The following is a 17,469-nucleotide window of genomic DNA, read 5'->3' on the forward strand; positions in this document are numbered from 1 at the left end:
AACGTCAACCGCAGTACATTTGATTAGAACAGGATATCCCAAGTACAGGTATAAAATACGTGTTTTCATTTTAGGGACGTACTGCGGTTTTGTCGCCCCTCGTCCCTCGGGTCGAGAAATCGGATTCGCTGTCGCTGTCCGATTTCGGGCGCGGGCAATATTTACGGACTTAGTTTGTGCGGGGGAAATGGATTTGCGCACGCTCGGAATTTTGGTATTGCCCGCGCATTTTTTGTGGAAGTTTCTTTCGCTCTTATGGTTCGCTGTGCATTTTAGTTTTGCGCCTTGATGCGAGGGCTCTGCCCTCGCGCTCCCGCAAGCCTGCTAGCGCGAGGCTTGACCGCGCGCTTTGTTTCCTTGGCATATCTTACCTCGTACTGCTTAATTTAATTGCCCTCTTGGGCAGAAAGGAGCAATCATGCTTGATTTTGATAGGGTACTCCTCAGCTTTTATCAGCTGAGCGGGTGCAGAAATGATAAGGTCGATGAAGTCGAAACACTGGTAATGGAAGCCATGAAAGCCGTAGAATCCGCTCTTGACGTTGACAAAATCGTCGGTGAGGATATTTATGCCTGCGAATATGCCGCGGCTTGCTCGGCGGTTTACGACTACGTTTGCCGCGAAGCATTCCGCGAACAGAATGCGGTGACGGTTTCGGGAAGTGCTGATATCAACGGAAATTTCAGTCACAGGATAGATGCGGCTGATAAGCTGAAAAAGCAGGCAATGGCTCGTATCGAGTGGCTTATGCCCGACGGCGGGTTCTTGTTTGAGACTATGTGAGGAGGTATTTATATGGTAAAAATTTTGGACAGTCTGGGACTTTACGAGATAAAGTCGGCTCTGGCGGAGGTACTGGAGAATAGTGGTTTTAAGGCGTTTGAGGAATACACGGATATCATTCTCGGGGATATCGAGGGCTGTACGGCGGTATGGACGCTTGATAATGTAAGGCTGACGGACAGCGGCAGGAGGATAGATTCGGGGGACGCTGCGGTCGCGGGTGAGATAGTTTTCAAAGTCAAGCTGATGGGCAAGGCGGGAATGTTCGGCGACCATATCGGTTTTGATGACAGGTGCTTTGATGCCTGTGCGGGGGCGGCGATGATACGCGGTTTCGGCGGGGTGACGGTGGAACTCGGGGCTTCGGGGAGCGATATGAAGATCATGAGGCTGGTGCGTGAGATGAAAGTGATATTCGGGGTGTGTCTGAAAGAGGTATCGGAGAACGGAGGTAATCATGGGATTTGAGATAGTTCAGCCCGGGGGGCATACTCTTGAACTGGGGCTGAATACCCTTTACCCCGATTCTTTGAGCGTTTTTCGGCGTGACAGGCAGTTGGAATATGTTAAGGTCGGGGGCGGTACGGAACTTCGGACTAACGGTTCGAGAGGGCTGGAGATACTTGCTGTCGGTAAATTCGCCCCCGACGAAAGGGCGGTATTGCAGGACATCATTGAGGATTTTTCATCGGACGTAAGCACTGTGACAGCTGATAACAGGAGTTACGGGACGATGATACTTTTAGAGGGCACGCTTTCGGAGAAAAGCGGGGAAGTCGGGGGTGTGTACAGGCTTAGATTCGGCGGATATGAGATATGATTTCGTGAAAGGAGAGAATGAAAATGGATTGCATTTTACAGCTTGTGGTGGATACGGGGAGCGGTACTGGGGTGAGGGAGTATGTGTGGTGTACGGGGTTTGTGTTCGAGAAAGCTTTATATGTGCCGTATACGAGGTTTTCGGGAATGTTTTATGAGGACGGTGTGCCTGATATATCGGCGCTTGATGTGGTGGGGGTGAGAGTCAGGTTAGGCGGGGTGGAGATACACAGCGGTCTGGCAGACGAGGTAAGCATAGAGAGGTTCGGTAGAGGGCATCGGGTAAGGGTGGATTCCCGCGGGTATACTCTTCTGCTGGCGCAGAACGAGCCTTATCCGCGTATAAACACAAATGTCACGCTGAAAAGCCTTTGTCAGACAAATCTGGCAAGCCCTTACATAACCTATGAAGACCCTACCCCTGTTGTGTCGAACATATACATCAACGAGGGTTCGACGGTATGGGAAGCGGCGGTGGCTTACTGCATAAAGGCGACGGGGTACTACCCTTTCATAAGCGGGCTGAACACTGTGAGAATGACGGCGGGCACGCGGAGGGTGATGGATTATTCGGGGGTGAAGAAGCTTTCGGTGGTGAGTTCACTGGACAGCAGATATCTTCTCTCGGACGTATACATGAAAGAGTTGGGTGACACCTATCCTTATGAAGCGCATGATGCTTCGGCGGCGAGAATGGATATCGTCAGGACGAGGTACTATCCGCTGGATATGCAGTGGCTTTACGACCCGCAGGTGGGACTTCAGCACAAGCTTGACTATTCAAACAAGGGGGTGAGAAAAGTGGGCATGACCTACATGGGCTGGCTTGGTGAAGACCTTATGGACAAGGTATCGGGCGAAAGCACCCTGACAGGGAAGAACATAAACTATATAAAAGTAGTCGGCGGCAGGAAAGGCATTACCACAACGGTGATGTGCTATAACGACAGGTACGGACAGAAGGAGGTATAGGTATGCTGATAGCGATAGACGACTGCGGCAGGGTAACTCTGCCGAGGGGGAATGTGCTTGGGCACAGGAATGAGAATGGTCTGAGAGTACACAGGGTCATTCACCCGAAATTCGAGGGTGCATATTATGATATAGTGCTGGACTTCGGCGGCATACAGAGGGTGATACAGATATACGGGGGCGAGATAGCCCCTGATGGTGATATACTGGCTGAGGTCGGTGATATAGATGCGCAGTTCCGTGCACTGAAAATTGAGGAGGGCGAGATGCTGATATTCAAATCGGATATTTTCAGGGTGAGGGTACTGCCTTAACGGGAGAGAGGAGAAGAATCATGGCTGTAAAGGGTATAGATATTTCAAAATGGCAGGGTGATGTGGATCTTGAAAAAGTAAAGGGGGCGGGGTATAAGTTTGTGATGATAAATGCGGGGTACGGCAGGTATATTTCGCAGAAGGACAGCTGTTTTGAGGACAACTACCGCAAGGCAAAGGCGGCGGGGCTGGATATCGGGGCTTACTGGTATTCATACGCGGTAAGCGCCCGTGAAGCGGAGAAGGAAGCGGAGGTATTTTTGAAAGCTGTGGGTAAGAAGAAATTTGAGTATCCTCTGTGTTATGATATAGAGGATACATCACAGCGGGGGCTATCGGATAGGGTCATAGGAGATATGGTCAAGGCATTTTGCGGAAAGCTGGAGAAAGCGGGGTATTATGCGGCGATCTACAGCTATGCTAATTTTCTGACGGAGAAAGTACCTGTGGAGTGCAGGAAAAGATATGATGTATGGGTAGCGGCATACGGGGTAGAGAAGCCGCCATATGACATGGCATATGGTATGTGGCAGTACACATCGACAGGGAGAGTGAGTGGGGTAAAGGGGAATTGCGATTGTGACAGGGCATATCTTGATTATCCTGCGATAATGAAAGAGAAAGGGCTGAACGGGTTTTCAATTCATAATTCACAACACTAAAAGCGAAGCGTTAGTGTGTTCATTAATTGTTGGCAGGGCAACCACGAAGTTGGGTAAGTATGCCAAAGAGGGGAGCTTTTGGTCAAGCTTTTCGCGAAAAGCTTGCGGGAGTTTGAGGGCAGAGCCCTCAACTCAAGGCGCAAAAGCGACGTGGCTACTCAAAAAGCAATAGCAGACTATCTCCCGACCAAACAGGCGCGGCAATAAAGACATTCCGAGCGTGGACAAAACAAACGTCCACGCTCAAACTATCTGCGTAAAATATTGCCGCGCCCGAAATCGGACAGCGAAGCGAATCCGATTTCTCGACCCGACAGGGGCGACCTGATAGCGCAGTACTTGGGATAAGAGTTCTGCACTCTGGCAGGTCATGTCATAGATAGATGTTCTTGATTATTGTGGCGGGGGTAGTCGGGCTGGTCGATGGTTTGGTTTGGGGGTGTAGCTTTGTGCGGTTTCGCCCCTCTCTTCGTTCGGGTCGAGCCGTAAAAGACGCTTCGCTGTTTGACGGCGGGCGCGGCAATATATTCACGCAGACAGAAAGAGCGTGGACGGTTGTTTTGTCCACGCTCGATTTTTGATATTGCCGCGCCTTTTGACATGGCGGTTAGTTCGCTGTGCTCTTATAGTTCGCTGTGCATTTTGCTTTTGCGCCTTGATGCGAGGACTCTGCCCTCGCGCTCCCGCAAGCCTGCTAGCGCGAGGCTTGACCGCGCGCTTTGTCTCCTTGGCATTCTATCCTAAGTACAGCTGCGTTATCTTCCTGCCATCAATTATGCATTATGAATTATGAATTATGAATTAAAAATCTCCCCTACTTCAAAACACAAAAACTCTCCGCTTCAAACAGACACCTTCTGTCAAAGGATGCCTTCATCCAGCCCTCGATACCGTGATATGCCTTGAAGAATACCGCGTGTCTGCCCGTAACATTCTTCACCTTGCACCTGTATACACCGTCGGAAGTCCCTATATCAAGCTCGCCTATCTCTTCGCCGTCCTCACCGTCCAGCAGGATCTTCACCTTGCAGTTAACACCCATGCCCCGCACTTTCATTGCAAGAGTAATGCTGTCACCGGTATAGTCGTCGCCGAAATCAAAATACTTATACCCGAACACACTGCCCTCGGTGATGTTCGTTATCACCCTTGTGAAGATATCTTTCTCCGTGATGAAGCACCCGCCTTTAAGCACGCAGGCTATCTCCGCAGGGATTATCTTATATGGGTCAAGTGATTTTTCAAACCCGAGTGAAGTCATCTCAACAGGCGGTATAGTGCCGTCTTCGAGTATCTCTATCCTCTCCACACAGGCACGGCGGGACATTATGGTATCATTCGTCATCCTATGGTAGAACACATACCACTGTCCGTTTATGCAGGCCACCGAACCGTGATTGTTGCCCGCAGGATAGTCAACGCCGTTGTCGATGATGTAACCCTTGTACTCAAAAGGTCCTCTGGGTGAATCGCTTATGGCATAAGCAAGTCGGCTTCCCATTCGCGGCGAATATATCAGGTAGTACCGACCGTTTATCTTCCTCGGAGAACTTGCTTCGTAAAATCTCCGCTCAACGGGGATATCCAGAGTATCGGGCATAACAGGGTGCATATAGCTTCCCTTTATTACCGTCCTCATATCCGCAGGGTCGAGTTCGTTCATGTGGGAACCTTCAAATCCGTAGTACACATAAACCTTACCGTCATCGTCAACAAGCACACCCGCATCGTTGAATATGCCGTCGTCCCCGACTTCAACATCTTCACCGTAGATATACTGACCCAGCGCCTTAAAAGGTCCCTCGGGCTTGTCGGATACTCCCACAGCCCCCTTAGACCCAACTATATACGAATACAGATAGTACTTACCGTCCTTTTCGATAACATCGGGAGCGTAGCACTCGTTTCTCGTCCAGTCCGTATCCGCGGGACGTTCCCCGCCGTCTTTCGTCCTGAAGCTGTCACCGTGGCACACCCAGTTATTAAGATCATCTATCGGTGCCGACCAGACTTTCAGCTTGTAGTCGCAAAACTTATCACAGGATACCCTGTCATGCGACCCGTAAAGATATACCCTGTCCCCGAAAACTCTCGGTTCTCCATCGGGAATATATTCCCATAAAGGCAGTATCGGATTAGCCATATTTATTCCTCCTGATTTTAAATGAGGGACGGACGGTGACTGCGTCGACCGTTGCCCCTCATACTCCCCCTGCGCGGCAAAACCCTAACCGCGACTGTGTCGGCGGTGCGCCCGAGAAGCTTGACACTTCGTTCGCTCGTTCCTCGCTCACTACGGTCAAGGGGCATTAACAGCGACCGTTTCTCATATAATACCACATCCTGCCAAAAATTGCAACCACCTCCACCGACAATATGCACAAGGCTGTAACCGCCCCGTCATCAAAATTCGTAAAGAATATCGCACTAAAAACAGTAGCTTTTTCGGGGGATATGTGCTATAATATCATCGGTGAAAGGAACAGCCTTCACCCGTTTGTAATGTACCCGCCTATCATAGCGGGATATTAACAAGGAGGAATAATATATGGCAAGAAAAAACAATAAGACAAAGAACCTTGTCCTCATGGGCATCATGACAGCGATAATCTTGGTTATGGGACTTACTCCCTATGGCTACATCAAGACAGGTACACTGTCCATCGCACTCATAACTATCCCCGTAGCTATCGCAGCTTTCGCACTTGGACCTCAGGGCGGTGCACTGGCAGGACTTTCCTTTGGCATCACCAGCGCTATCATGGCTTTCACAAACCCGAGCCCACTGATGGTAGCTCTCACTGATATCAGCCCCGTAAGGACAGTTATCTTATGCGTAGTACCCAGAGTTCTTGTAGGACTTCTCGCAGGCACTATCGCCCACGTCCTGAAGACAATAAAGTTACCGGGACATCATCTCAGACCCACCAAGTTACCCGCACCGATAGTAGGCGGCATTGCAGGTTTCAGCGTGGCATTCCTGAATACCGTATTCTTCATGAGCACACTGCTGATGATGTTCGGTGATTCCGAAACTGTAAAGGGTATGGAGGGTCATCACAACCTCGTACTGTTCATAATAGCAGTCGTTACACTTAATGTGGCTATCGAGTGGATATCCTGCACCGTACTTACTTCAGCTGTTGCACTTGCACTTTCAAAGGCAAGACTTATCGATGCACCCACTCCCAAACAGAAGAAAGCAACCGTATAATATATCAAAGGACGGCAGTGAGCCGTCCTTTTTTATGTTGACTTATCTTTGCATTTGTGCTAAAATGTTTAAGGCAGAACCGCTTTATAAATGATAACAAGGAGGCATACCAATGCTTTTAGCAATAGACGTAGGCAATACAAATATAGTTCTCGGCTGTATCGAGAATGACAATATACTTTTCCGCGAGAGGATATACACAAATCAGCTCGCCACCGACCTTGAATATGCCGCAAATATCAAGACCGCAATGGAGATGCACGATATCCATCCCGATAAGATAGACGGCGCGATAATATCTTCCGTAGTACCTACCATAACGGCGACTTTTTCCGCGGCTGTACGCAAGCTGATAGGCGTTAAGCCAAAGGTGATAGGACCCGGGCTGAAAACAGGGCTTTCAATAGTTATAGATAACCCCGCACAGCTGGGCAGTGACCTTGTTGTTGATGCCGTGGCAGGTATCAACGAGTACCCCGCCCCCATGATAATAATCGATATGGGCACAGCCACCACACTCTCCGTCATCGACGAGAAAAAGCGCTACCTCGGCGGACTGATAGTAACAGGCATGGCAGTATCCTCCGAAGCGCTGATATCCCGAACTGCACAGCTGCCGAAATTCGCATTTGAAAAGCCAAAGCACGTAATAGGCACCAATACAGTTGACTGCCTTAAAAGCGGACTTATGTACTCCAATGCGGGAGCGATAGACGGCATGATAGAGCGCATCGAGGAAGAGCTGGGGCAGAAATGCACAGTAATAGCCACAGGCGGATTAGCGGGAACAGTAGTACCCCTCTGCCGCAGAGATATCATACTTGATGATGACCTGCTGCTGAAAGGTTTGAACGTTATATATAAGAAAAATATGTGACGAGCACAACTGCGGATAGAATGCCAAGGAAACAAAGCGCGCGGTCAAGCCTCGCGCTAGCAGGCTTGCGGGAGCGCGAGGGCAGAGCCCTCGCATCAAGGCGCAAAAGCGACGCTGCAACTAAGCCATAAATAGCACAGCAAACTTCCGCCCCCAAAAAAGGCGCGGCAACTCAAAAAGCAATAGCAGATTATCTACCGACCACAAAAAGGTGAGGGAGTTTTTTTCTTTTATATTATCTCAGCTTACTATTTGTAATTAATGAAAACACTTTTTTCTTTAAGCTTTTTCTTGGCCTCATTGGTAAGCTTAGTTATTGGGATATTGATACGTATAAGGTTATCCATTCCAACGCTATCAAGCCCCGTTATTTTTCCATCGCTCTCCAGCGACAGTACTTCCAGATTTTCCAGCTGCGCAAAATCTTCACAGTTGATATCATTATTACAACAGATATTCAGTTCCTTTAAATTTTTCAACTTGTTCAGTTGGTCTGCATTTTTCAGTCCTGTCTTTTGTTTAAACTTCATCGATCCATGTGTATTCAGATTCAGTTTTTCCAGCTTCTCCAGCTGTGAAAGATCTTCACAATCAATTTCGTTCAAACAAACGATCGTTAGTTCCTTCAAATTTTTCAGTTCGTTCAATTTGCTTAAAGATAATTCTTCATCATTATAGATAGTCAATCTTTCAAGTTTAGTTAATCCTGATATATCTTCTACAGTTGTAAAATTACTAAAACAAGAAATAAACAACTCTTTCAATTCGGTACATTTATTCAAACTTGACCAGTTAATGCCATCTCCGCTAAGGGACAGTTTTATTAAATTGGGATTTGCAATATCCTCTATATTGAATGTATCCGGATTACCCAAAACGGATAATTCTTCAAGATCATTACAGTATTTTATAAATTTTATACATGGGTCATGAGAAGAAAATAAATATATTTTATTCACATCGCCGGATAGATAAAATTTCTTATCCATGTCTCCGTTAACATTACATTTTATCAAAAAAGGTCTCCCCAGATAAGGTGTAAAGATCCTCACCAATACCAAACATATTACGCACACGGCAATTAAAATTTTCTTACTTTTCTTCACAACTTTTCTCCGTCCCGCAGATCTTTCTGCCTAAAAATTATCCATACCATTATATCACATCTGTTTTTTATTTGTCAATACAAAGAAAAAGCGCAGTACAAAAAAGTACCGCGCTCATATAGTAAACGAAATCAGAGCATCACAGGCTCATATTCTATCCTTATCTTCGGCAGCTTCTCGATGGTCTGATAGCTGTTGAACATTCCGTCCTCCGCACCCAGATCATTTTCGCCGCTTGCAGGTGGTGCAAATATCCTCAGTGTCAGGTCTTTGGCACCTTCAAGTCTGTTCTCGTAGAATGCGCTCATCAGGTCTATGACCTTCGCTTTCGGCGATTTATAGAACCACTTGCCGTTTATCTCTATCATCAGATTGCTCTCGTCCTCAAAGGTCAGTTCACAGAAATGGGGGTCGCCGTAAAAGTGTATCGGTATCTCCAGACCCTCAGCGTCCTCGGAATTTCCCCATCTCAGCTTCACAGGAAAACTTACCTCTCCGCCCCTCTTCATCTCGGGCTTGAAGAAATCATCGTGGATTATCTCCCTGTAAGTCTTCATCACAGGCTGTTCGATACCAACATTCTGATTGTTGGGGTCTTCTATCTCCAGACCAAGTCTGCCCCTGTCGCGGAACTGATAGAAAGTAAATCCGCTGAACCACTGCTCGGGATCTTCTTTCAGCATATCGCAGAATCCCCTGACCATCACCGTCTGATCGTAAGCGCCCGTAACATCGCCGTCCGCATTGAATTCGCTCATCACCATGGGCTTGCTGACACCGCCGTTTATCACCTTGAAACGCTCGTAGCTTCTCTTGGTCATATTGTAGGTGTCTTCCACCCTGTCGCGCTTGTAGCTCTTGACTTTCTGATCTCTAAGCGCCACATCAAAAGGCCAGCCCCAGTGCAGTGCCATGTACTTGTCCACCGACCATATATCCGTATCTTTTACGGACTGTGCGAATTCTTTTTCCATCATTATCTCTTCCGAGTTCGGGTCTTCGATACCGCCTGTGCAAAGCACCATCTGAACATTTGGCGCAACCTCGTGAACTATCTTCACGAACTTGCAGTAGAAATCCGCAACGCCCTGATAGGTCGTCCTTTTTGTAAAGCTGAACCAGTTGCCCGTGTTCTCATGGTTCACACGCAGGAACACTCTGCCGAAAGTTTTCAGGTCTTCCGCGATAGCCCTTATCTGCTCGTCGGATATATTAGGGTCGGCAGTCAGGGTAAGTGTAACGTCCTGTCCGTGACGCCTGATATCCCTCATGCAGGTGAAAGGTTCGTCATCCCTGTTTCCTTCAAGTCCACCCTTGTAAGTGAAGTAATCATCATAGGGATAATCCCACTGAAACTTCACATCAGCGTCCTTCATCACTTCCGATATCCTGCCCGGAAACTCCTTGTCCAGCGGATAATAACAGTACATCAGGCTTATGCTTCTGTGGGGTCTGCCCAGTTTGTGGAGTATGTAATCCTGATCAACATACTCTCCTCTCTCCGAACCGTCACCCAGATCAACAGCACACTTTGCCTTGCCCATGTGTACCGAATATACCTTGTAATCGCTCATAAAAATACCTCCGTTCAACCTGCGGTGTACTCCCCACGCGCCTGATATCCTCAGGCTTTATTCTTTGTCTTTTTCACCCTTGTCAGACTCTTTCGCTATCAGCGAATTTATATCATCAAATACCAGTGCCAGGTCTTTGAACACCTTGCAGCTCTCCTCAGTTTCGGGATACTGCTCCGTCATTATGCAAAGCACAAACGGGGAATCCGCATAAACTATCGCACAGTCGTTGAAAGCCATTTCCTGATAATCCGAACCGTACTTCTGCGCCACCGTGTACTTGTCCCCCAGCGCTGCACCTATCTGTATGTTCAGGTGTGCCTTGCTGAGCAGTTTAATCAGCCATTTGCCGTTCTTGTTCTTCTTTGCAAAACGGTAGATGTCCTCATAATCTTTCATCATATCATCGGTATTGCAGTAGGTGAATATCCACTCCGCATTGTACCCGAGGGTGTAGTTCGAGCCTATCTCGTACTGATGGCTGTTGAAATCTCCACAGCCGTATCTCTGGCACAAAAGCTGGTAAGCCGTGTTATCGCTGTCCAGAATTGTGTACTCGATAAGTTTCTTGGCAGTGTATTCCTTGCCGTATTCCTCGTTGGCTATGCCTTCAAAATCGCCTTCCCACTTGGTGTTCATCGGTATCTTCTCTTTAAGGTCGATACCCTTAGCCAGCAGGGATTTAACGTAAGGCGCTTTAACACAGCTGCAAGTCATGAACTGGTCGTACTGCCTGTAACCCACATACGCCCCGGTGTCGATATTCTTGAAAGAGAACGCCATGTGGAAATCTGCATCACTGCATATCTCCTGAAGCCTGTCAAAACACTTCTCCAGTTCCTCGTTGGAGTATACCTTTTTAAAATCACTCACCGTGAACCAGTAGCCGCCCCCGACAGTACAATCCACCGCTTTTCTTGGCGGTTTCGGTTTTTCTGCCTTGCTTTCCGAAGCTTCACTGCTGTTATCAGCCATACTGCCAACATCGCTCACGACTTCACTGTATTCATCAGGCGACATGACCGAGGGCTTATCCTCCGCTGTAATATTCTCCACAGTTTCTGCCGATGACAATTCTTTGTCTTCAACGGGAACAATATCCGAAGCGCTGACGTCCGCACCGCAGCCTGCCAGCAGCATAGCCGCGCAGACCAAAGCAGACAGCACCCCACATTTATTTATGTTTTTCATATCTATCCTACCTTATGACGGTTTGCATTGTATGTTAACAAAACGAACTCCGTAAACGTCCGCAGATGTTCGTCTGCACAGAGATATCTCCCGTCGTATATGTGAAAATATTATACCATATCCCAAGCCGAAAGTCAACACAAATCGACATCTTCCTCAATAAATGTAAAAAAAGTACCGACCGCACCCGAACAGATTATCCGACCGCGGACGATACCATATATTTATCCTATACTATAATTTGTACGAAAAATCACTCAGTAAATCAACATTTCCCCGTCCCCGGTGAATATCTCAGTATCACACTCTTACCATTATTTTCCTGGCAAGTGAAGCGTCGGATATTTGCTGTCCAAAATCTTACCCGGAACCTATCCTCCGACTTCCTCACCACGGTAACTCAATATCCCCGACATTATGGCAAAAGCCACCTGCCGCCGATACGCCGCATCTTCCAGCTTTGCCGCTTCCTCTGGATTAGATAGAAAACCGCACTCCACCATCACCGCAGGGGTGTCGGTCCTGTCAAGCAGAAAAAGTTCATCGTCCACCGCCTTTGTCTCCCTCTCATTATCGGGCTGTAAAAGCGAAACGAACTGCCTCTGCACCGCCCCCGCCAGACGTTCCCCCGCACCGTTTCTCCGCGAATAGAACACCTGCGCACCGCTGTATCTGCTGTCAGTGAACTGATTCTGATGTATCGAAACCGCCACGCCGCTGCATTTATCAAATATTTCCAATCTGTTTTTCATGTCCGACTGTTTCTGCTTTGAAAGCCCCTCGATACCCTCATCGTATATCGAGCAATCGTCCTCTCTCGTCATCGTAACATCAAACCCAAGTACCTCCAGCATATCCCGCTCCACCAGCGCAATATCCAGATTCAAGCCTTTTTCAGCCACTCCGTTCACCGAAACACAGCCGCCGTCCATGCCCCCGTGCCCCGCATCGAGAACCACCTGCGGCCGCACCATACTCTCCGCCGCCGATGCTTTAGTTACCCTGTTCATAGCCCTGCTGCTTACAATATCGCCTGCCCATATCGCCCCGCAAAGCGCAAAAAAAGCCCCACAGCAGACAGCGATCTTCTTCATTTTTATCCACTCCATGTATGTACCTCCGTAGTGTTATTTTATAGAATGATATGCAGGCAAAATGCAATTATGACCGGGAAATTCCGTGGCAGCAAACCCGAGCCCAAAACACATAAACTATCCGATATAAGCAAATATCCGACTCTGAAATAGCAAAACAGATACTTATTTTATAACTTCCCCGAAATACTCCGCCAGCGGCAGAGTAGCCCCGGAATGAAGCCCCTCGGGTATAACGGTGATATTCTCAGCACTGTAATAGTTTGTTTCAAGCGAGTGGGTATCTATAAGTTCATCACTGCCGCCAATGATACATTTCACTATGCTGCGGTCAGCCTTCGCAAGACCGCCGAAAAGGGCTATCATAGGTGCGATATCACCCTCGTACCCCAGCAGGGGAAGATGATAGAATGGCATAAGACAAGGGTTCACCAGCACTGCGGGTATGCCTGTCTCAGCAGAAAGCAAAGCCGCAAAAAATCCGCCGTAGCTTGTGCCGACAATATACCTTGGAGTATCCGCCTTTATTATCCGACGCAGCTTTTCAGCCACCTTATCGGGAGTGACAGAGTCATAATCAAAGGGCGGCGAAACAACATCGTGTCCAAGTCCTGTCAGTGCCCCGAAGGCCGCGTTCTCAGCGCTTCCTCTGAAACCGTGAATATTAAGTATCTTCATAGATCATCACTCCGTTCACATACTCGAAATACTCATATAAAAACGAAAAAAGCAGCCCAAAAGCTGCTTCTTCGCCAAATCACCTAAACCTTCATAATTCGTAAGAAAATTAACTCTTTCTCACAAGCAATATTATACTACATCCACTTCGATTTGTCAATAGTTTCATAAATATTTTTTTAAAAAATACCACGAAAAATTTCGATTCGTTAAAACATCTAAAGAAATCGTTTAAGTTTAAAGTAACTTCTCATGTACTTGACAACTTACATTTATAGTGTTATACTTTATTACATAAAAGCAATAAAATACGAAAGGACGTTTTTTATATGAAGATAGGCATAGTCGGTCTTGGACTGATAGGAGGCTCTCTTGCCAAAGCTATAAAGAAGAATACCGATCACAGCTGTTTTGCGCTGGATATCGACCGTGCAGCCATAGCAGGAGCAGTGGCTCAGGAAGCGATAGACGGCGAACTCACCACCGATACCCTGCACACCTGCGATATCGTTATGGTATGTCTTCACCCTGCCCAGACTATCAGATTTATCCTTGATAACAAGGCGAATTTCAAAAAGGGCGGCATAGTTATAGATTCCTGCGGTGTAAAAACTTCGATAGTTGAAGCGGTAGAAGCTCCGCTGAAAGAGGAAGGCGTGGTGTTCATAGGCTGTCACCCCATGGCAGGACGTGAATTTTCGGGCTTTGCATACTCTGTTGACAACCTTTTCGAGCGTGCAAGCTTTATCATGACCCCTTCCGATGATACCGCCGCAAAGACCGTCAGAGAGATATCACAGCTTGCCTATGAGATAGGTTTTGCAAAGGTAGTAACCTCCACAACCGAGGAGCATGACCGTATAATCGCCTTCACTTCACAGCTTGCCCATGTGGTTTCAAGCGCATATGTCAAGAGCCCCAGTTTGCTGAAACAGGCAGGATTTTCCGCAGGTTCCTTCAAAGACCTCACCCGTGTGGCAAAGCTGAACGAGAATATGTGGACAGAGCTTTTCCTGATGAACAAGCAGCCCCTCGTGGACGAACTTGACTGTATCATCGCACGCCTGACCGAGTACCGCGACGCCATAAACGCAGGTGATGCAGATGATCTGCGCGAGCTTCTGAAAGCAGGCAGAGAACTTAAAGAGCTTTCAAACAATCAGCAGTAATTATATTACGGAGGACAGCCCATGCTGCCTCCGTTTTTGTTTTGCTGACTGAATATTTAGAAGACCATCGGGCATACTATCATTGATATTGCGAAATATTGTTAAAAAAATATTCATTCGCATAGGGCATTTAACAAAATTTTGACCATATTCTGCCAAGAAAGTCAGTCCGTTAAGAACACGAGATACACGGTGTATAAGAATATAGGTCGTAAAATTAGGGTAAAAAGTCGTTCGAAAAATAGACCAAAAAAGTACACTTTAGTGTGTGAAATCGTATATATAGGTCGTTAAAAAATTAACATTCTGCGACTTTCTGTACGTTTTTTAGTACACAAATTTGTTGCAGATATATACCTCATGGAATGACCCATGTATAAAAAATGCGAAAAATCAAGCTTTTCAGGGCGTTTGGTAACATATGAAAAAACTGTTAAGCTTGCGTAATATTTCTAATTTGACCTTGACATATAGTGTTAAATGTGATATCCTTAAATCAAACGATGATCTATATATTGTGTCAGTGTCCCGAGGGTACGGGGCAGATCGTCCGAACAATTAACGCGGCATGAATGATATCTGGGCTTTCGTAAAAATAACGGGAGCTTTTTGGTGCTGTGCCGCATAGTTAGGGAGAGATGTACAATGGAAAGAAATTGGTTCGATGAGGAGTGGAAAGGTTTCAATCCCGGCAGATGGTCCAGTACCTCTGTCAATCTTAGAGACTTTATCCAGAAAAATTTCACACCCTATGACGGTGACGAGAGCTTTCTCGCTGGTCCTACCGAGGCTACAACCAAGCTTTGGGAACAGGTGACCGAGCTTTCAAGACAGGAAAGAGAAGCAGGCGGCGTGCTGGATATGGATACCAAGATAGTATCTACCATCACAAGCCATGCAGCAGGCTATCTTAACAAGGATCTTGAAAAGATAGTAGGCTTCCAGACAGATAAGCCTTTCAAGCGTTCTCTTCAGCCCTTCGGCGGACTGAGAATGGCTCAGGCTGCCTGCAAGCAGTACGGCTATGAGGTCGATCCCGAGATAGTGAAGATATTCACCGAGTACAGAAAGACCCATAACCAGGGCGTTTTTGATGCTTATACTCCCGAGATGAAGCTGGCTAGACACGCAGCTATTCTGACAGGTCTGCCCGATGCTTACGGCAGAGGCCGTATCATCGGTGACTACAGACGTGTAGCACTCTACGGCGTTGATTACCTTATAATGGATAAGAAGGATCAGCTGGATAATTCTCTGGTCAGAATGACTTCAAAGAATATCAGACTGCGTGAGGAACTGGCAGAGCAGATCAGAGCACTGGGCGAACTGAAGAAGCTGGGCGAGATATACGGCTGTGATATCTCCAGACCTGCAAAGAACGCTCAGGAAGCTATACAGTGGCTGTACTTCGGCTACCTTGCAGCTGTCAAGGAGCAGAACGGTGCAGCAATGTCACTGGGAAGAACTTCCACATTCATCGATATCTATATCCAGAGAGATATCGAAAACGGCGTTCTGACCGAGGAACAGGCTCAGGAACTGGTAGACCACTTCATCATGAAGCTGAGACTGGTCAAGTTCGCAAGAACTCCCGAGTACAACTCCCTGTTCTCAGGCGACCCCACATGGGTAACAGAGTCTATCGGCGGCGTTTCCATCGACGGCGTGCCCATGGTAACAAAGACTTCTTTCAGATACCTCAATACACTGAACAATCTGGGCCCCGCACCCGAGCCTAATATGACGGTTCTGTGGAGTGTTAAGCTGCCCGAAAACTTCAAGAAGTTCTGCGCAAGGATGTCAATAAGAACTTCTGCTATACAGTACGAGAACGACGACCTGATGAGAGCTACTCACGGCGACGACTACGCTGTTGCCTGCTGCGTATCTTCAATGGTAGTGGGCAAGGAAATGCAGTTCTTTGGTGCAAGAGCAAACCTTGCTAAGTGCCTGCTGTACGCTATAAACGGCGGCGTTGATGAGCGCCTTGGCGTTCAGGTAGGTCCTAAGTACCGTCCTGTTGACAGCGAATATCTGGACTTCGACGATGTTATGGAGAAGTACGACGATATGATGGAATGGCTGGCAGGTCTGTATGTAAATACCCTGAACGTTATCCACTTCATGCACGATAAGTACAGCTATGAAAGACTCCAGATGGCTCTCCATGACAGAGATGTCAAGAGATACTTCGCAACTGGTATCGCAGGTCTTTCCGTAGTTGCTGACTCACTTTCCGCTATCAAGTACGCTAAGGTAAAGCCTGTCCGCAAGGATATCCAGATAAAGGATAAGGCAGGAAACGTTGTAGATGTAGCAAGAAATGTTGTTGTTGATTACATCGTTGAGGGTGATTTCCCCAAGTACGGCAATAATGATGACAGAGTTGACAAGCTTGCTGTTGATATCGTTAAGAGATTCATGAACAAGATCAGAAAGCACCATACCTACCGTGACGGCGTGCCTACCATGTCCATACTGACTATCACATCAAATGTTGTATACGGCAAAAAGACTGGTTCCACCCCCGATGGCAGAAAGATAGGCGTGCCTCTGGCACCCGGCGCTAACCCCATGCACGGCAGAGACACTCACGGTGCTGCTTCTTCACTGGCATCTGTTGCTAAGCTGCCTTTCAGACACGCACAGGACGGTATCTCCAATACCTTCTCCATTATCCCCGGCGCACTGGGCAAGGACGATGAAATGTTCGTAGGCGATATCGATATCGCAAGCATCGCGGAGGATCTTAATAATGGCAATTAAAGCTTCAAACGATGAAGACGGCAAGGTAAACGAACTTGTCGAAATGATAGACAGGCTTATGGCAGGCGGCGAGGGTCATATAAATATTGACGCCGAAGCCCTGCTGAAAGCCAAGCGTGAGGGTCAGGACGAGCCCGAAATGACCGTTCAGACTTTCAGAAGCAACGACTGCGGCACGGGAGCGTGCTGTCAGCCCAACGAAAAAGCGCCCGATGAGGACGACGAGGAACTGTGATACGGCAGTTCCAA

18 protein-coding genes are annotated in these 17,469 nt (G+C 47.5%); 12 read left to right on the forward strand and 6 right to left on the reverse strand.

Translation table 11 applies throughout. The features are described 5' to 3' along the window. The first annotated feature begins 418 nt into the window (after positions 1–418). Genes N773_RS0100375 through N773_RS0100400 form a run of 6 tightly spaced genes read left to right on the forward strand, consistent with a single transcriptional unit; the run spans position 419 to position 3,551 of the window. Positions 419–784: a hypothetical protein gene (locus N773_RS0100375; RefSeq protein ID WP_024855902.1), complete on the forward strand. Its 366-nt coding sequence runs from the start codon at positions 419–421 to the stop codon at positions 782–784. Positions 785–796: 12 nt separating this feature from the next. After that, entirely contained in the window at positions 797–1,252 is a 456-nt protein-coding gene (locus N773_RS0100380) for a hypothetical protein (protein WP_024855903.1), read from the forward strand. Continuing rightward, a complete protein-coding gene (locus N773_RS0100385) occupies positions 1,242–1,604 on the forward strand; it encodes a hypothetical protein (RefSeq protein WP_024855904.1) in 363 nt (120 codons plus the stop codon). The genes N773_RS0100380 and N773_RS0100385 overlap by 11 nt, the downstream gene beginning before the upstream one ends. A 23-nt stretch (positions 1,605–1,627) precedes the next feature. Further along, a complete protein-coding gene (locus tag N773_RS0100390; protein ID WP_024855905.1) occupies positions 1,628–2,575 on the forward strand; it encodes a hypothetical protein in 948 nt (315 codons plus the stop codon). 2 nt (positions 2,576–2,577) lie between these two features. Further along, complete coding sequence (locus N773_RS0100395) at positions 2,578–2,889, forward strand: hypothetical protein (protein ID WP_024855906.1); 312 nt, start codon at positions 2,578–2,580, stop codon at positions 2,887–2,889. A 20-nt stretch (positions 2,890–2,909) separates the two neighbouring features. Further along, positions 2,910–3,551: a glycoside hydrolase family 25 protein gene (locus tag N773_RS0100400; protein ID WP_024855907.1), complete on the forward strand. Its 642-nt coding sequence runs from the start codon at positions 2,910–2,912 to the stop codon at positions 3,549–3,551. A gap of 814 nt (positions 3,552–4,365) precedes the next feature. Here N773_RS0100400 and N773_RS0100410 read toward each other — a convergent pair. Beyond that, positions 4,366–5,694 (reverse strand): family 43 glycosylhydrolase, encoded by a 1,329-nt coding sequence (locus N773_RS0100410; protein ID WP_024855908.1) that lies wholly within the window; start codon positions 5,692–5,694, stop codon positions 4,366–4,368. 233 nt (positions 5,695–5,927) lie between these two features. Between N773_RS0100410 and N773_RS22475 the strand changes: the two genes are divergently transcribed. The 3 genes from N773_RS22475 (at position 5,928) to N773_RS0100420 (ending at position 7,642) form a co-directional block, all read left to right on the forward strand. Then, complete coding sequence (locus N773_RS22475; protein ID WP_196231588.1) at positions 5,928–6,083, forward strand: hypothetical protein; 156 nt, start codon at positions 5,928–5,930, stop codon at positions 6,081–6,083. Between the two features lie 16 nt (positions 6,084–6,099). After that, positions 6,100–6,765, forward strand: a complete 666-nt coding sequence (locus N773_RS0100415; protein ID WP_024855909.1) for an ECF transporter S component — start codon at positions 6,100–6,102, stop codon at positions 6,763–6,765. A gap of 112 nt (positions 6,766–6,877) precedes the next feature. Beyond that, complete coding sequence (locus N773_RS0100420) at positions 6,878–7,642, forward strand: type III pantothenate kinase (protein WP_024855910.1); 765 nt, start codon at positions 6,878–6,880, stop codon at positions 7,640–7,642. 248 nt (positions 7,643–7,890) lie between these two features. Here the strand turns inward: N773_RS0100420 and N773_RS0100425 are convergent, their stop codons facing one another. The 5 genes from N773_RS0100425 to N773_RS0100445 form a co-directional block, all read right to left on the reverse strand. Further along, positions 7,891–8,748 carry a hypothetical protein gene (locus N773_RS0100425; RefSeq protein ID WP_024855911.1) on the reverse strand — a complete coding sequence of 286 codons (858 nt, stop codon included), beginning with the start codon at positions 8,746–8,748 and terminating at the stop codon, positions 7,891–7,893. A 131-nt stretch (positions 8,749–8,879) separates the two neighbouring features. Next, positions 8,880–10,322, reverse strand: coding sequence for a hypothetical protein (locus tag N773_RS0100430; protein WP_024855912.1), 1,443 nt, complete (start codon positions 10,320–10,322; stop codon positions 8,880–8,882). 57 nt (positions 10,323–10,379) lie between these two features. Further along, positions 10,380–11,513 carry a serine hydrolase gene (locus tag N773_RS0100435; RefSeq protein WP_024855913.1) on the reverse strand — a complete coding sequence of 378 codons (1,134 nt, stop codon included), beginning with the start codon at positions 11,511–11,513 and terminating at the stop codon, positions 10,380–10,382. Positions 11,514–11,884: 371 nt separating this feature from the next. Beyond that, entirely contained in the window at positions 11,885–12,622 is a 738-nt protein-coding gene (locus tag N773_RS0100440) for an N-acetylmuramoyl-L-alanine amidase (RefSeq protein WP_024855914.1), read from the reverse strand. A 150-nt stretch (positions 12,623–12,772) separates the two neighbouring features. Beyond that, the gene (locus N773_RS0100445) at positions 12,773–13,285 is read right to left on the reverse strand and encodes a YqiA/YcfP family alpha/beta fold hydrolase (protein ID WP_024855915.1); all 513 of its coding nucleotides are present in this window, start codon (positions 13,283–13,285) and stop codon (positions 12,773–12,775) included. 329 nt (positions 13,286–13,614) lie between these two features. Here N773_RS0100445 and N773_RS0100450 point away from each other — a divergent pair, with 329 nt between their 5' ends. The 3 genes from N773_RS0100450 (at position 13,615) to N773_RS0100460 (ending at position 17,455) form a co-directional block, all read left to right on the forward strand. Beyond that, positions 13,615–14,454: a prephenate dehydrogenase gene (locus N773_RS0100450; protein ID WP_024855916.1), complete on the forward strand. Its 840-nt coding sequence runs from the start codon at positions 13,615–13,617 to the stop codon at positions 14,452–14,454. 645 nt (positions 14,455–15,099) lie between these two features. Continuing rightward, positions 15,100–17,220 carry a formate C-acetyltransferase gene (gene pflB, locus N773_RS0100455; RefSeq protein WP_024855917.1) on the forward strand — a complete coding sequence of 707 codons (2,121 nt, stop codon included), beginning with the start codon at positions 15,100–15,102 and terminating at the stop codon, positions 17,218–17,220. Then, a complete protein-coding gene (locus N773_RS0100460; RefSeq protein WP_024855918.1) occupies positions 17,210–17,455 on the forward strand; it encodes a hypothetical protein in 246 nt (81 codons plus the stop codon). Before pflB ends, N773_RS0100460 begins: the two co-directional genes overlap by 11 nt. Positions 17,456–17,469: the final 14 nt, after the last annotated feature.

Source organism: Ruminococcus albus AD2013 (genome assembly GCF_000526775.1).
Lineage (GTDB): Bacteria > Bacillota > Clostridia > Oscillospirales > Ruminococcaceae > Hominimerdicola > Hominimerdicola alba_A.